Genomic DNA, 14,257 nt, shown 5'->3' with positions numbered 1-14,257 from the left:
TACAAAAAAGACCACTGTATGCGGTCTTTGGTTGTTCTTATTCAATTAAAGCACCCGTTAGCACAATAAGAAAAAATATTATATATTCCCTTTCATTCTGATTACCTTTCCATCAAATTCAGAACATAGTTCTTCCATTCCATTCTTTTTGTAGAATTTCATTGATTGTGTGTTATTTGGTGATACTCTCAGATGATATTCAGTTACTTTATTATTTCTAAAGAAATTTTTTGCGTAATTGTGTAATTCCTGTCCTATTCCTTTTCCTCGCTTTTCAGGTATTAGGTAATATAAGTGAACATACCCAATGTTTCTTCCTTCGTATTTTCGAATAGATAATTCGAGTTGTCCTATAAATCGCCCATTCTCTTCAACCATAACAAAGCCTTCTGGGAATTGATTAACTTGTCTTTTAGCCAATTAAGATACTCGGCTTCATTAAAATCTGAAATATCACCAAAACTCACTAAAAACGAATCTTTGCGAAAACGTACAACTTCATCACAATGTTTTTCTATATCGATTGTTTTAAACCTTAACACTGTTTTATCCTCCCTCTAGAAATGTTGATTTATCAAGGCTTTTCGGCCCCTCAGGGGTGTCCAAAAAATATTTTTCGACAAAATCCCTTACATCCTTTTTCAGTTTTGTGGATATCTTACAGACCTAGGGTGCGCTTCGCGGCCACGGCTGGGGATATTTTCCTTCCGTGGGGAGAAGCGTATTCGATGCACCCTTTGGATCTCCGCGTCGCTGATGAGGACGAACCCTCCCATGTCTCCGGGCGTCTTCGCGCCAACATTCCCTCGTTCGGTCTCGTCATCAGGCGGAGGCCGGCCAAGCTCCTTTGGGGACTCAAGGTCGAATGGATAAAATCACGCCAGCTTCTCCGGTGTCATCTGGTTGTCCAACGATTCTTCCGTTCGCAGGGGGAGGCCTTAGGCCGCCCGTTGCACCTGGGACAAGACGTCCTGTTTCATTCGCTCCGCGTCAAAGGCTTGTTTCTTCGTACAAATCGCAAACAGCACATTCAACAGCTTCCGGCATAATGCGACGATGGACTGCTTTCCGGTCAGCGGATTGACGGATCGGGTCGTGTAATATTCATGCAGCTCGCGAAACGCCTCGTTGTGCCGGATCAGCGGAATCATCGCCCGAAACAGCACCGATCGCAGCCGTTTCCGTCCCCGTTTGGAGATGTGCTTTTGCCCTTTGCGCTGGCCGGAGGAGTTCTCCTTGAGCGTCAGGCCCGCCAACTTCACCAATTGACGCGGGTCCCGATAGTGGGCGAAGCTGCCGATCTCCGCCAGCAGATCGATAATCGTGGCGTCTCTCAACCCGTCGACCGTTTTCAGCCATTGATACTCCATCGTCGTTTGAACCAATGCCTTCAACTCGGCGTCCAGTGCGGCGATCTCAGCCTCCAATTGGCGGTATCGGCGGACGAGCGCGGCGATCTCAAACCGGGCCATCGTCGTCCCTTCCGTCACCCCAATCGAGTCCTTCGCGGCGTTGATCAACGCCTGAATTTTCGCTTTCTGCGGGCATTTCAGCCCGTCGCTTTGCCGGTACGCCTCCAGAAGCTCCTCGGCGGTCCGATCCGCCATATCGGCCGGAAGCGGCGTCCACTCCAGCACCGCCAGCGCTGTTTTCCCCAGGTCGCGAAACACGGTCCAAAACTCTGGAAAATACCGATCCGTCCAACGGATGATCGCGTTTTTCACCGCCGCCTGTTCCTTCCGGAGCTTCTCTTTGAGCGTGCTCCCGACGCGCAAATCCGCTTCGATCTCGTGCAGCAGTCGGGGGACGAGGAATCGCCCGTCTTTCGCCAGTCTGGCGATGACCAGGGCGTCTTTGGCGTCGTGTTTCGTCGGCAGGTTGTCATCGAGTTCTTTCGACCGGCACACATGCGCCGGGTTGACCATGACTAACGGGATCCCGTTTTCCTCGAGGAAGTAGGCCAGGTTCAACCAGTAGTGCCCGGTCGGCTCCACGGCGACGATCACCTGCGGCTTTCCGAACGTGTTTATTGCAAAATAAAAATGCAGAGATCTGCAGAGAATTTGGCTTAGGCCAACTTTACATGGAGAGGGGGGCGTGATAGCCTTTTTAGGCATAGCCAGCCCTTGATATTGCTGGCTTCCTGGCTTTTTCATCACGCCCCCAGAGGCTCCATGTCAAGTTGTAATTCTCTGCACTTTTCGTTGCGAAACTCTGTATTTTTTCTTTGCAGAAAACACGAACGCTTGCATCGCCTCCTGAATCGCTTCATACAGCTGGCGAAAGCCCTCTTTCGACTGGAAGATCGGGAACGATTTGCGAAGCACACGCCCTCGGTCATCCACGAAGCAGGCGTAGTGGGTTCGTTTCGCGATATCGATGCCCACCACAAGCGTTTGTTCGATGACTTGATCAATTTTATAGTTTTGTGTACAATTCATCTGAAGTCCTCCTTGGTATGGTGAGTGATGTGGTTGACACCCCTGCATCATACCAAGAGGGCTTTTTTTGATCAAGTCCCCGGAAAAGCTCCTAACGGGAATGCTCCTTTTTAATGGTTGGTTGCACTTTCATTTTAAGGGGATCCTCATGCAAGGGCTATTTTTATGCTTGTTTGAGTTTATCTAGCACCACGGGTTAATAAAAGTGTTGGCATAAAGTATTGCCAACACTTTCCTTCAGCATATTGTCGAAGGCTTCGGTATTGATTAAGAGATTGTTTTGCTTAAAAATTGTTTTTTATTTGAAAACTTGTTCTGTTATCAATTTAAATAAAGTATGTTGTTAATTCAATAACATTAATCCCAGTATCGTTCCATTAATGATACCGACCAAGCAGGCTGCCTTACTTCGCCTTTGGGTAAGAACTCCTTCATAACCGGTTTAATATCAATAATAGGAGTACCATCTATTGCATCTAATCCTCTTACTTTCAATGTTCGCCCTTTATGTTCTAACAATTCAACGGTTGTTAAACCTAATTTATTCGGTCGATTTTTGCCTCTTTGAGCGAAAATTCCGACCTTTGGATATTCTTTATTATTTCTTGGATGCCTTGCTCCATATTGAATTTTGTCATCTGTAACTCGGTCAAAATAAAAAATAATATCTAAATGCGAAAACTCACTGATACCTTGTAAAGCTGAATCATCGATTTCATCTGATAATTCAATTATTGAAATAACACTACCCCAATTATCATCTTCAACATCTTTGCGGTTATTTTTAACAAATGCGATTGGTGTAATGGTATATTGCATCATATCCCCTCCTCGTTTAACTATTAAACTGCCCGTAGCACCCATGAATCGAGCTTCACCACAGATGATGAAAGGTAATTGGGTCTTCCATAGAAGAAAACTATGCTATATAAATGCACCTTGAAAAGTTAACCTTTGCATCACGCTGCACACCCCAAGCGTCGAAGCACCTCTTCCGGTTGTTGATCTATACCCGTGGTGCTAGTTGAGCTTTAGCGCTCAACTAGCCCAAGTGTAACCAGGGAATAAGCTAACAATATACCGTCTAGTGCCACTTCAAATCCGATAATCGAATTGGCTCGGATCCCCGTGATGCGATAGTGGTCAACCAGAACCGAGAACACCGTCTCGATCACTTTGCGTTTTTGTTGGATCCACTGCTCCCATGTCTCAGACGCACGATGTTTCTGGTTTTTTCGAGACGGAGTCCAAAGCGCCATTTGGTATTCTTCGTACAGCCTTTTTTGCAAGTCACGGCTAATGAATCCTTTGTCCCCAAAGTTATAGGGATGAGGAATTTGGGTCATCACGCTTTCGGCTGCGATTCGATCGTGGCAAGATGCTTCCGTCACCACATACCCCATTGGCAGCCCTTGATCGGTCACTTGAAGGTGCAGCTTCAACCCGTAGTACCATTGCTTTTTGGAAGCGCAATACCCGATGTCGGCGATCTCTTGAAACCGTTTGACGCGATGCATTCTTGCCGTATGGCACAATGGGAGCGGCAAGCTGTCCACGACGGCATAGGCATGATGTTGGCCACGTTTTGCTCATGGCGGATCCATTTGATAGCGAAGCCAAGCGCCCGGCAGCGGCGGTTATACCGGGAACGTTCGAGAAACGAGCCGTTTGTGAACAAATTTCCCGTGACAAAACGATGCCACGCCCGTTCAGAAGTAAAACCGAGCAGCTTTCCTAAAAGATGAATGGCGATGATGACAGCGTCCTCTTGCTTGACCAAATGGCGATTTCGACGATGAAGATGCACCTGAATGCATGAAAGTTGAGCAGAAACAAAAACGAAAATGGCGGCATATTGCTTTTGAATCTTGGCTCGATCTGTAGTAAAATGAAAGTGCTCTTGCATGGGGATTCTCCTTTCGAATGGCAGGTCGCACTTTCATTCTACAGGAGATCCGCCAGCAAGGGCTATTTTTATGCTTGCTCAAGTTTATCTAGTACCACGGGTATCATATATATATTGTTTAAGATTCGTATTAAACCAGATTTAGGAGGTAGAGGTATTATGCTGAGTAATATTATTGACATGTTAGATTATATTAAGAAACAGTTACCATGGTTAGAAATCCAGGAATATGATATTAATAATGAAGGATGGGACAATGCTGTTCTGATAATCAATAAAGAATGGATTTTTCGCTTTCCGAGAAGTGAAGACACAGCACAGCATTTACTAAACGAAAAGCTTTTGTTGGATTTTTTACAGACTGAAATATCTTATTTAAGCATAAAATTACCAAAATACCGATTAATTTTTAAAGATAATAGGCCTATCTGTTGCTATTACTCACTAATTAACGGTGTTCCTCTGTCTCCTTCTATTCTTTACGAGTTGGACGATCAGACTCAAAATCAGATAGCCTTTCAGATAAGCAGCTTTTTAACAATGTTACATAAAGTTGATTTAGAGGAAATACATTCTATAGAACTTAAAGATAACCAAGGATATACTTACTGGAAAGAGCACTGGGAGAACATAAAAAAACTGGTATATCCATACCTTACAGAACAAGAATGTCAAAAAATAACTAACATGTTTGAGTCTTTTCTAAACCAAATATCAATAAATCCTTTACCTAAAACTATTATTCATGGTGATTTGACTCATAAACATATACTGTTTGATATTAATAAAAAACAAATTAGTGGCATTATTGACTTTGGAGATATTCAATTAGGTGACCCCGCTTATGATTTATCTGGACTATATTGGGACTATGGAGAACAATTCTTTAATAAGATTCTTAACTATTACAGTTATCCTTTTAAAGACCTTAATTATCCAATCGATAAGCGTGTTACATCATTTTATGGAAAAAGATTGATATTCCATGATCTCCTTTATGCAATTGAAAAAAAATCAGTGAAAGATTTTAACAACGGACTCAAATTGCTAAAGCAGTCTCTTGTATAAGTTAAGATCCTTTGAAGTCTAGTGTAAATTAGCACATTATTTCAGAATCCCTTTTTCAAATTATTTCAGGCGGATTCGGAAATAATGTGCAAAATTTTTGCGGATTGTTCCGGATTTTGCACATTCTTATCGGAACGTTTGCACGCTCTTTCAGATGAAGATTTCCAGCGCGCCTGATGGACCGATGGAAAAGAGAAAGCACAAAAGAGGCCGATTCGGCCCCTTTCGTGCTAATACCCCATTTCCTCTGCGGCCATGCGCACCACTTCTTCGTCAATGGCGTCCTTTTTCAGCTGATACCCGTATAACAGGCACGTCGTGGCCAACGTGTTGATCACCCGAGGCCATCCCCGCGACTGCAGGGCAATCTCCTCTAACGCCGATGGAGTGAAGATCGGATGCTTCGCCCCGGCCTGTTTCATCCGATGCTCGATGTAGCCCGCCACCTCTTCCCTCTCCAGCGGCCCCATCCGGTATCGCATGATGATCCGTTGGTCGAGAGGGTGGTGCTGATTGAGCCGCAGCTTCCCCTGTAAATGGGGCAGCCCGGCCAACATCAAGACAAATGGGTTGGTCGAATCCATCTCAAAGTTGAACAAGATGGCGATGTCCTGTAAAAATGCATCCTTTGCTAAATGCATCTCGTCCAAAATGAACACCGGCGTGATCCGTCGTTCATGATACAATCGCTCGATCGCCTGCTGGATTTGGCGGAAGAGATCTACCTTGCGGTACTTCGGTTCCTCTCCTAATCCCAAGGCCAGTCCACGGTAAAAATCCATCACGCCTCCGGTGGATAACGGAAAGTAGACGACATGATACAATGATGGATTCAATGACTCTTTCAGCGCCCGAAGGGCGAACGTCTTGCCCGCCCCCGGCTCTCCGATTAACAGCCCGATCCCCCGGGTTCGTTTCACGTACTCCAGCGCCCGCAACGCTTCCTGAAACGGCGCCCCTTGATACGCCTCGGACGGGTCTGTTTCTTTCGCAAACGGCTCCCGCGAAAGGGAGTAAAACGATTTATACACCGTGTTCTCCCTCCTTCGCCGGAATCGCCGCAAACGGGGACCGATGGCGTTTTACATAGGCGTTGTCCTCCAAACGAACCCGAACGGCCTCCGCCACCTTCCTTCCATCTTCGTACACATAGACGCCCCGTTCGTCATAGCGGAGTTCAATCGATTGCCCAATGAACCGGGGCGGCACTTCGTATAGCTGTTTATTCAGGGTGATCGTGCCATCGGCTTTCACCTTGCGGTGCTCCCGTTTCAGAAAAATCGCGTCCAGCCAATCGATGTCTTCGATCCACACCACTCGTTCCACTTGGGACTGAAACACCTCATGCGGCGTTTTTCCGTCCAGTGAGGCGTGCGGTTTTCGATGATACTCTTCTTCAAGCCACTTCCAAAAACGCTCGTTCAACTCGTCAAGCGACTTCGGCGGATTCAGCTCTAACAGCGGATAAAACCGTGTCTGTACGGTGTGGAAGAACCGTTCGATTTTCCCTTTGCTTTGCGGGTCATACGGCTGGGTGTGGATGAGCGTAATCCCCATCTCGGCGCACGCATACTGCAGCACCTCGGACCGATACATTTTCCCGTTGTCCGAGTAAATGCGCTTCGGCTTCCCGCAACGAAGCACCGCTTCCTTCGTGACGATCCGCAGCCCGTCAAACTTCTCCGAAGGGAAACTATACGTACGGCACAAACCGCGAGCAGTCATCGATATAGGCGATCAAAAACGTTTTCTGGGCTTTCCCATTGACTCGAATCGTTGGTCCATGGGATAAGTCCCCTTGCCAAAGCTCATTGATCTGGTCATACGCAAAACGCTTTCGCTCCGGCATGGGCAAGATTTCTTTTCCCACCAGGTTGTGTTTTTTCAACAATCGGTATATAGTAAAGTAAGAGGTATGGTTTTCTGGGATTTCCCCCTGCTCGATCAGGTGTTCGTAGAACACCGTCACGGGCATGGTGGGATGTTCTTTTCTTAGGGCTAAAATATGATCCTCATCATCGGGCGACAGACGCCTTGAGTGGCCGCGGTCCGAACGGCGCTTCGGCTTTAAGGCGTCAAAGCCCCCTTTTTTGTATCGGGTGCACCAATCGAGGATCGTCTTGGCTGCGATTCGTTTGTCGCCCTGGTGGGGAACATGGTGCACTCGCTCGCTCACCTCTTTCAGATACGTCTTCGGTTCCACCTGCCCATTCACCAACGGAGCGATTAGCCCGTACCGAAACAGGGCAATGTCGTGTCTCATCGACTCATCCATTCGAATCTCCTCCTTGTCTCACTTGGAATCAGGACCGTTCCGGTCCGTCTGCCCTTATCGTACCGGATCGCTTTTTCTCCGTCGATAGGAAAGGTTTGTGGGAACCTCAACTATTTCCAATTTAGGATATGTATGTAAAATCAGGATCCCATTTGATTCGCAAAAGGGTGTCGGAATCCGTCCTCCCACATGTCTCTGATGACCGAATCAAGACCGTGTTTCTCCAACGTCCGGATCCACCAGGAAGCCCGTTCCTTTTCTTTTTTCACGATAGGGCCTATGATCCTCCACCGCCTCGCAAAAAAGCTATGATGGCTTGATAGGTTTCGGCAGAACCGTCGGACATAAAAGATGATGCCGTCCTTTGTCAGGAGGAACGGAGCCCGGTTCGTCCCCTCGATCAATCCCAACTGCTCTTTCACGACTTGCCATATGGCGGACAACGTATACTGAAAATACGGGAGGAGAAAGGAAGGCAGCACACTCACCGTCTTTAAGCATTCCCGACAGCGATACCGGACAATCCAAATGCGATCATCACCATGTGGGGTCAATGCGTTTCGCTCATAGTAACCGTGGCGGTGCAACGGGCGCTTGGCCCGGCAATGCGGACACTTTTTCAGAAGAGGGAAGTCGTTTTCTTTTCCACGCTCTGCATACGTTTGGACGTCAATGCCAAAGTCATGAAATTGAATCACGTCCTCCTCCCCCTCCTATGAACCGATGGATTTTCTCTTCCGAAATAATTCACAAAAAATTTAGCACATTCTTTCAGAAAAGGGGAGAGGGCTTTCTGAAGGAATGTGCAAAAAAATGGCTCTTTTGTTCCGAAATAAAGTGATAATTTACATTAACTGTTGAAATCTTTAATTTAATAAGAACATCAGAGACCTCAATACAATGGTCTCTTTGCTTTTAGTCAAAAATCAACAATTAGCAATAACAGACAACCAATAAAAATTGGCACATCGACGAATGAAATAACAAAAAAGTTATCCACAGTTATTTCAGGATAGAGCCTAAGCTTAATCGTCCTTTCTTAAAATTTTCCTCATCAGTCCGATTATGATTTTATTGATTTCTATAGCTTCATTATCAAGCTCTGTGAATTTTTGTTCATCAATATAGCCGAGCCGTTTTGCAATTTTCTTAGTTCGCAATCCTCAATAAATATCTCTAACAATTCCTCAAATGTGTATTCAATTTCTGCGTTGTCATCAGATATTAGCAATAACTCCTCACGACTTAGCTCTCCTCTTCTTCCTCTCTTGCTCTTTCTCTGCAATTCTCTCTCATTTTCTATTCTTCCCACTTTCCATTTCACCTCACCGAACACGATTGTACGCACACGATTTTCTTCTCTCGAATCGTATTCGGTAAATAAAAAACAAGGGATTCCACTTACGTGAAACCCCTTGTCCCTAAAGCCTTTTCCCTATTTCGATGCCGATGGTGGGAGTCGAACCCACACGGGGGGTTACCCCACACGATTTTGAGTCGTGCGCGTCTGCCAATTCCGCCACATCGGCGCGACATGTATTATTCTATCACATTACTTCATGTCTGTCAACACTTTTTATATTCATTAGATGGAGGCGGCACCCGGATTCGAACCGGGGGTAAAGGTTTTGCAGACCTCTGCCTTACCACTTGGCTATGCCGCCTTGATCGAGAGCGGAAGACGGGACTCGAACCCGCGACCCCCACCTTGGCAAGGTGGTGTTCTACCACTGAACTACTTCCGCATCATTGGCTGGGGTAGCTGGATTCGAACCAACGCATCACGGAGTCAAAGTCCGTTGCCTTACCGCTTGGCTATACCCCAATGCCGGAAAGTGAAGGGCGACTAGTGGGAATCGAACCCACGCATGCCAGAGCCACAATCTGGTGCGTTAACCACTTCGCCATAGTCGCCATAATGATAATCAAAATGGCAGGGGCAGTAGGAATCGAACCCACACCGGAGGTTTTGGAGACCTCTGTTCTACCATTAAACTATGCCCCTTTAATCATGGTGGAGGGGGACGGATTCGAACCGCCGAACCCAAAGGGAGCGGATTTACAGTCCGCCGCGTTTAGCCACTTCGCTACCCCTCCAAAGAATGGTGCCGACTGCAGGACTTGAACCCGCAACCTACTGATTACGATTCAGTTGCTCTACCAATTGAGCTAAGTCGGCATAAAACAAATGCAAGAAGGTGGCTCATTGTTGTGCTCTGTGCCTCTTCCTCTACAAGCTGATTCGAGGAAGCAGGATGCGTCGAGGCAACTCGAAGCCGACTCGACGAAGCAAGTGCTCGTCTCTACCAATTGAGCTAAGTCGGCATAATTATGATATAAATCGTGGCTCATTGTTCATTTGTTGTGTCCCTTCCTCTACCAGCCAATTCGAAGAAGCTGGGTGCGTCGGGACAACTCGCAATCGATTCGATGAAGCGGATGCTCGTCTCTGCCAATAGAGCTAAGTCAGCTTGCTATCAATTATATGGTGGCTCGGGACGGAATCGAACCGCCGACACAAGGATTTTCAGTCCTTTGCTCTACCGACTGAGCTACCGAGCCATATATTATTTTTTAACTCGCTCGTTGAATTGCTCTGTGCCTCTTCCTCTACCAGCTGATTCAAAGACGCTCGATGCGTCGAGGCAACTCGAAGCGAATTCGATGAAGCGGATGCTCGTCTCTACCGAATGAGCTACCGAGCCATACCATATTTTTCGTGATTTTGGAACAATGGCGGTCCCGACGGGACTCGAACCCGCGATCTCCTGCGTGACAGGCAGGCATGTTAACCACTACACTACGGGACCAATTTTGGTTGCGGGGGCAGGATTTGAACCTGCGACCTTCGGGTTATGAGCCCGACGAGCTACCGGACTGCTCCACCCCGCGATGATAAGAAAGTAAGTTGATGTTCACAATGCTTTTGGTGTTGTTGTCCGTTGCCTCTTCCTCTACAAGCTGATTCAAAGATGCTGGATGCGTCGGGACAACTCGCGATGAATGAGAAAGCAAGTCAGCTTTTATATTAAGATGGTGGAGGATGACGGGATCGAACCGCCGACCCCTTGCTTGTAAGGCAAGTGCTCTCCCAGCTGAGCTAATCCTCCACAAAGAAGTGACCCGTACGGGATTCGAACCCGTGTTACCGCCGTGAAAGGGCGGTGTCTTAACCACTTGACCAACGGGCCATGCTGATGGATCATGGCGGAGAGCAAGGGATTCGAACCCTTGAGGCGCTATTCACGCCTACACGATTTCCAATCGTGCTCCTTCGACCACTCGGACAGCTCTCCACGATGGCTCCGCAGGCAGGATTCGAACCTGCGACCAATCGGTTAACAGCCGATTGCTCTACCACTGAGCTACTGCGGAATCATAACGACGGTCAATTCTCCCAACAAGATGTCCTGCCTCTTCCTCTGCCAGCCGATTCAAAGAAGCTGGATGCGTCGAGGCAACTCGCAGTTCATCCGATGATGCAAATGCTCGTCACTGAGCTGCTGCGAAATGACATCTCTTTAGACATTTACTATTATAATGATTCGCGCTGAGCTGTCAAGAGTTTTTTCATTCCTTCAAAACTAGATAACCGTTGGAAGAAGCCGCTCGCCTGCGCTTTTCTTGGTTAAGCCCTCGATCGATTAGTATCCGTCAGCTCCACGTGTCGCCACGCTTCCACCTCGGACCTATCGACCTCGTCATCTTCGAGGGATCTTACCCGCTTTGCGCGGTGGGAAATCTCATCTTGAGGGGGGCTTCACGCTTAGATGCTTTCAGCGCTTATCCCGTCCGCACATAGCTACCCAGCGGTGCCCCTGGCGGGACAACTGGTACACCAGCGGTGCGTCCATCCCGGTCCTCTCGTACTAAGGACAGCTCCTCTCAAATTTCCTGCGCCCGCGACGGATAGGGACCGAACTGTCTCACGACGTTCTGAACCCAGCTCGCGTACCGCTTTAATGGGCGAACAGCCCAACCCTTGGGACCGACTACAGCCCCAGGATGCGATGAGCCGACATCGAGGTGCCAAACCTCCCCGTCGATGTGGACTCTTGGGGGAGATCAGCCTGTTATCCCCGGGGTAGCTTTTATCCGTTGAGCGATGGCCCTTCCATGCGGAACCACCGGATCACTAAGCCCGACTTTCGTCCCTGCTCGACCTGTCCGTCTCGCAGTCAAGCTCCCTTGTGCCTTTGCACTCTCCGAATGATTTCCAACCATTCTGAGGGAACCTTTGGGCGCCTCCGTTACCTTTTGGGAGGCGACCGCCCCAGTCAAACTGCCCACCTGACACTGTCTCCCACCCCGCTAAGGGGTGCGGGTTAGAATTTCAATACCGCCAGGGTGGTATCCCACCGCCGCCTCCACCGAAGCTGGCGCTCCGGCTTCCCAGGCTCCCACCTATCCTGTACAAGCGATACCAAAATTCCATATCAGGCTGCAGTAAAGCTCCACGGGGTCTTTCCGTCCTGTCGCGGGTAACCTGCATCTTCACAGGTAGTATAATTTCACCGGGTCTCTCGTTGAGACAGCGCCCAAGTCGTTACACCTTTCGTGCGGGTCGGAACTTACCCGACAAGGAATTTCGCTACCTTAGGACCGTTATAGTTACGGCCGCCGTTTACTGGGGCTTCGGTTCGCACCTTCGCTTCCGCTAAGCGCTCCCCTTAACCTTCCAGCACCGGGCAGGTGTCAGCCCCTATACGTCGCCTTTCGGCTTCGCAGAGACCTGTGTTTTTGATAAACAGTCGCTTGGGCCTTTTCACTGCGGCTCTTCAGGGCTCTTCACCCCAAAGAGCACCCCTTCTCCCGAAGTTACGGGGTCATTTTGCCGAGTTCCTTAACGAGAGTTCTCCCGCGCGCCTTAGGATTCTCTCCTCGCCTACCTGTGTCGGTTTGCGGTACGGGCACCTCTTCCCTCGCTAGAGGCTTTTCTTGGCAGTGTGAAATCGGGGACTTCCGGATGACTCCGTCGCCGTCACCGCTTGGCCTTACAATCCGCGGATTTGCCTACGGATCAGCCTTGCGGCTTGGACAGGCTCTTCCAGCCGCCTGCTCGCCCTATCCTCCTGCGTCCCCCCATCGCTCAAACGGGAAGAAGGTGGTACAGGAATCTCAACCTGTTGTCCATCACCTACGCCTTTCGGCCTCGGCTTAGGTCCCGACTAACCCTGAGCGGACGAACCTTCCTCAGGAACCCTTAGGCTTTCGGCGCAGAGGATTCTCACCTCTGTTTTCGCTACTCATACCGGCATTCTCACTTCTAAGCGCTCCACCAGTCCTTCCGGTCTGGCTTCTCTGCCCTTAGAACGCTCCCCTACCGATGACCAACGGTCATCCCGCAGCTTCGGCGGCACGTTTAGCCCCGGTACATTTTCGGCGCAGAGTCACTCGACCAGTGAGCTATTACGCACTCTTTAAATGGTGGCTGCTTCTAAGCCAACATCCTGGTTGTCTTTGCAACTCCACATCCTTTTCCACTGAACGTGCACTTCGGGGCCTTAGCTGGCGGTCTGGGCTGTTCCCCTCTCGACCACGGATCTTATCACTCGCGGTCTGACTCCCGGGCATAAGTCGTTGGCATTCGGAGTTTGACTGGGTTCGGTAACCCGATTTGGGCCCCTAGCCCAATCAGTGCTCTACCTCCAAGACTCCTAAACCCGAGGCTAGCCCTAAAGCTATTTCGGGGAGAACCAGCTATCTCCAAGTTCGATTGGCATTTCACCCCTACCCACACCTCATCCCCGCACTTTTCAACGTGCGTGGGTTCGGGCCTCCAGCCGGTGTTACCCGGCCTTCACCCTGGACATGGGTAGATCACCTGGTTTCGGGTCGACGACGACGTACTCACACGCCCTGTTCAGACTCGCTTTCGCTGCGGCTCCGCCTCTTCGGCTTAACCTCGCACGCCATCGTCACTCGCCGGTTCATTCTACAAAAGGCACGCCATCACCCATCAACGGGCTCTGACTACTTGTAGGCACACGGTTTCAGGTTCTCTTTCACTCCCCTCCCGGGGTGCTTTTCACCTTTCCCTCACGGTACTGGTGCACTATCGGTCACTAGGGAGTATTTAGCCTTGGGAGATGGTCCTCCCTGCTTCCGACGGGATTCCTCGTGTCCCGCCGTACTCAGGATCCGCTCGGGAGGGAACGAAGTTTCGACTACAGGGCTGTCACCTTCTCTGGCCGGCCGTTCCAGACCGGTTCGTCTACCCCGTCCCTTTCTCACTCCCATCGTGAGCGGTCCTACAACCCCAAGAGGACACGCCTCTTGGTTTGGGCTGTTCCCGTTTCGCTCGCCGCTACTCAGGGAATCGCGGTTGCTTTCTTCTCCTCCGGGTACTAAGATGTTTCAGTTCCCCGGGTGTGCCCTCCATGCCCTATGGATTCAGGCATGGATACTGCCCCATTACGGACAGTGGGTTCCCCCATTCGGACATCTCCGGATCAACGCTTGCTTACAGCTCCCCGAAGCGTTTCGGCGTTTGCCCCGTCCTTCATCGGCTCCTAGTGCCAAGGCATCCACCGTGCGCCCTTTCCAGCTTAACCTATTGCGCTCTCG

Annotated in this window: 7 protein-coding genes, 15 tRNA genes, 1 rRNA gene and 4 pseudogenes; 1 reads left to right on the top strand and 26 read right to left on the bottom strand. The window is 49.2% G+C overall.

From position 1 onward, the window contains the following. Positions 1-78: 78 nt before the first annotated feature. The 6 genes and pseudogenes from CWI35_RS18770 to CWI35_RS13715 all read right to left on the bottom strand — a co-directional run bounded on the left by CWI35_RS18770 (position 79) and on the right by CWI35_RS13715 (position 4,347). Complete coding sequence (locus CWI35_RS18770) at positions 79-378, bottom strand: GNAT family N-acetyltransferase (RefSeq protein WP_331710633.1); 300 nt, start codon at positions 376-378, stop codon at positions 79-81. Next, on the bottom strand, positions 351-542 hold the full coding sequence (locus tag CWI35_RS18765; RefSeq protein ID WP_331710634.1) for a hypothetical protein: 192 nt from the start codon (positions 540-542) through the stop codon (positions 351-353). Before CWI35_RS18765 ends, CWI35_RS18770 begins: the two co-directional genes overlap by 28 nt. Before the next feature lie 396 nt (positions 543-938). Then, positions 939-2,033, bottom strand: a pseudogene (locus CWI35_RS13730) (IS110 family transposase); the annotation flags it as partial. A gap of 210 nt (positions 2,034-2,243) precedes the next feature. After that, positions 2,244-2,441: pseudogene (locus CWI35_RS13725) on the bottom strand (IS110 family transposase); the annotation flags it as partial. A 357-nt stretch (positions 2,442-2,798) separates the two neighbouring features. Continuing rightward, the gene (gene tsaA, locus CWI35_RS13720; RefSeq protein WP_013524492.1) at positions 2,799-3,260 is read right to left on the bottom strand and encodes a tRNA (N6-threonylcarbamoyladenosine(37)-N6)-methyltransferase TrmO; all 462 of its coding nucleotides are present in this window, start codon (positions 3,258-3,260) and stop codon (positions 2,799-2,801) included. A gap of 212 nt (positions 3,261-3,472) precedes the next feature. After that, positions 3,473-4,347, bottom strand: a pseudogene (locus CWI35_RS13715) (IS982 family transposase). Here CWI35_RS13715 and CWI35_RS13710 point away from each other — a divergent pair. Next, positions 4,264-5,415 carry an aminoglycoside phosphotransferase family protein gene (locus tag CWI35_RS13710; RefSeq protein WP_231925962.1) on the top strand — a complete coding sequence of 384 codons (1,152 nt, stop codon included), beginning with the start codon at positions 4,264-4,266 and terminating at the stop codon, positions 5,413-5,415. The pseudogene CWI35_RS13715 and the gene CWI35_RS13710 sit on opposite strands and share 84 nt — an antisense overlap. A gap of 230 nt (positions 5,416-5,645) precedes the next feature. On the opposite strand, the gene CWI35_RS13700 is transcribed toward CWI35_RS13710, so the two are convergent. The 20 genes and pseudogenes from CWI35_RS13700 to CWI35_RS13605 all read right to left on the bottom strand — a co-directional run bounded on the left by CWI35_RS13700 (position 5,646) and on the right by CWI35_RS13605 (position 14,244). Continuing rightward, positions 5,646-6,446, bottom strand: a complete 801-nt coding sequence (locus tag CWI35_RS13700; protein WP_119877854.1) for an ExeA family protein — start codon at positions 6,444-6,446, stop codon at positions 5,646-5,648. Continuing rightward, a pseudogene (locus tag CWI35_RS13695) lies at positions 6,439-7,690 on the bottom strand (IS481 family transposase). The gene CWI35_RS13700 and the pseudogene CWI35_RS13695 overlap by 8 nt, the downstream one beginning before the upstream one ends. Before the next feature lie 140 nt (positions 7,691-7,830). Continuing rightward, a complete protein-coding gene (locus CWI35_RS13690) occupies positions 7,831-8,388 on the bottom strand; it encodes a DUF6431 domain-containing protein (RefSeq protein ID WP_119877853.1) in 558 nt (185 codons plus the stop codon). A gap of 383 nt (positions 8,389-8,771) precedes the next feature. Then, positions 8,772-9,002, bottom strand: a complete 231-nt coding sequence (locus tag CWI35_RS13685) for a hypothetical protein (protein ID WP_033011735.1) — start codon at positions 9,000-9,002, stop codon at positions 8,772-8,774. Positions 9,003-9,134: 132 nt separating this feature from the next. After that, a tRNA-Leu gene (locus CWI35_RS13680) sits at positions 9,135-9,219 on the bottom strand. A 61-nt stretch (positions 9,220-9,280) separates the two neighbouring features. Then, positions 9,281-9,354: transfer RNA gene (locus tag CWI35_RS13675), tRNA-Cys, on the bottom strand. Between the two features lie 9 nt (positions 9,355-9,363). Continuing rightward, positions 9,364-9,435, bottom strand: a tRNA-Gly gene (locus CWI35_RS13670). A gap of 5 nt (positions 9,436-9,440) precedes the next feature. Then, positions 9,441-9,515: transfer RNA gene (locus tag CWI35_RS13665), tRNA-Gln, on the bottom strand. A 16-nt stretch (positions 9,516-9,531) separates the two neighbouring features. After that, positions 9,532-9,604 (bottom strand) — tRNA-His (locus tag CWI35_RS13660). Positions 9,605-9,621: 17 nt separating this feature from the next. After that, positions 9,622-9,695, bottom strand: a tRNA-Trp gene (locus CWI35_RS13655). 7 nt (positions 9,696-9,702) lie between these two features. Then, a tRNA-Tyr gene (locus CWI35_RS13650) sits at positions 9,703-9,787 on the bottom strand. A gap of 6 nt (positions 9,788-9,793) precedes the next feature. Further along, positions 9,794-9,869: transfer RNA gene (locus CWI35_RS13645), tRNA-Thr, on the bottom strand. A gap of 307 nt (positions 9,870-10,176) precedes the next feature. Continuing rightward, a tRNA-Phe gene (locus CWI35_RS13640) sits at positions 10,177-10,252 on the bottom strand. Positions 10,253-10,424: 172 nt separating this feature from the next. Then, positions 10,425-10,500, bottom strand: a tRNA-Asp gene (locus tag CWI35_RS13635). A 5-nt stretch (positions 10,501-10,505) separates the two neighbouring features. Next, positions 10,506-10,582: transfer RNA gene (locus CWI35_RS13630), tRNA-Met, on the bottom strand. Between the two features lie 142 nt (positions 10,583-10,724). Further along, positions 10,725-10,800, bottom strand: a tRNA-Val gene (locus CWI35_RS13625). A gap of 9 nt (positions 10,801-10,809) precedes the next feature. Beyond that, positions 10,810-10,881: transfer RNA gene (locus CWI35_RS13620), tRNA-Glu, on the bottom strand. Between the two features lie 14 nt (positions 10,882-10,895). Further along, positions 10,896-10,986: transfer RNA gene (locus tag CWI35_RS13615), tRNA-Ser, on the bottom strand. Between the two features lie 4 nt (positions 10,987-10,990). Next, a tRNA-Asn gene (locus CWI35_RS13610) sits at positions 10,991-11,065 on the bottom strand. Positions 11,066-11,314: 249 nt separating this feature from the next. Further along, positions 11,315-14,244 (bottom strand): 23S ribosomal RNA (locus CWI35_RS13605). Positions 14,245-14,257 lie beyond the last annotated feature (13 nt).

Origin of the sequence: [Bacillus] caldolyticus (assembly GCF_003595605.1) — a bacterium.
GTDB lineage: Bacteria > Bacillota > Bacilli > Bacillales > Anoxybacillaceae > Geobacillus > Geobacillus thermoleovorans.
Note: the sequence above shows the minus strand (reverse complement) of the source record. Positions and strands in the feature narration are given on the sequence as shown.

Coding starts and splice junctions, on each gene's coding strand:
- CWI35_RS18770 (WP_331710633.1), bottom strand. CDS start 378: ATGGTTGAAGAGAATGGGCGATTTATAGGACAACTCGAATTATCTATT.
- tsaA (WP_013524492.1), bottom strand. CDS start 3,260: ATGCAATATACCATTACACCAATCGCATTTGTTAAAAATAACCGCAAA.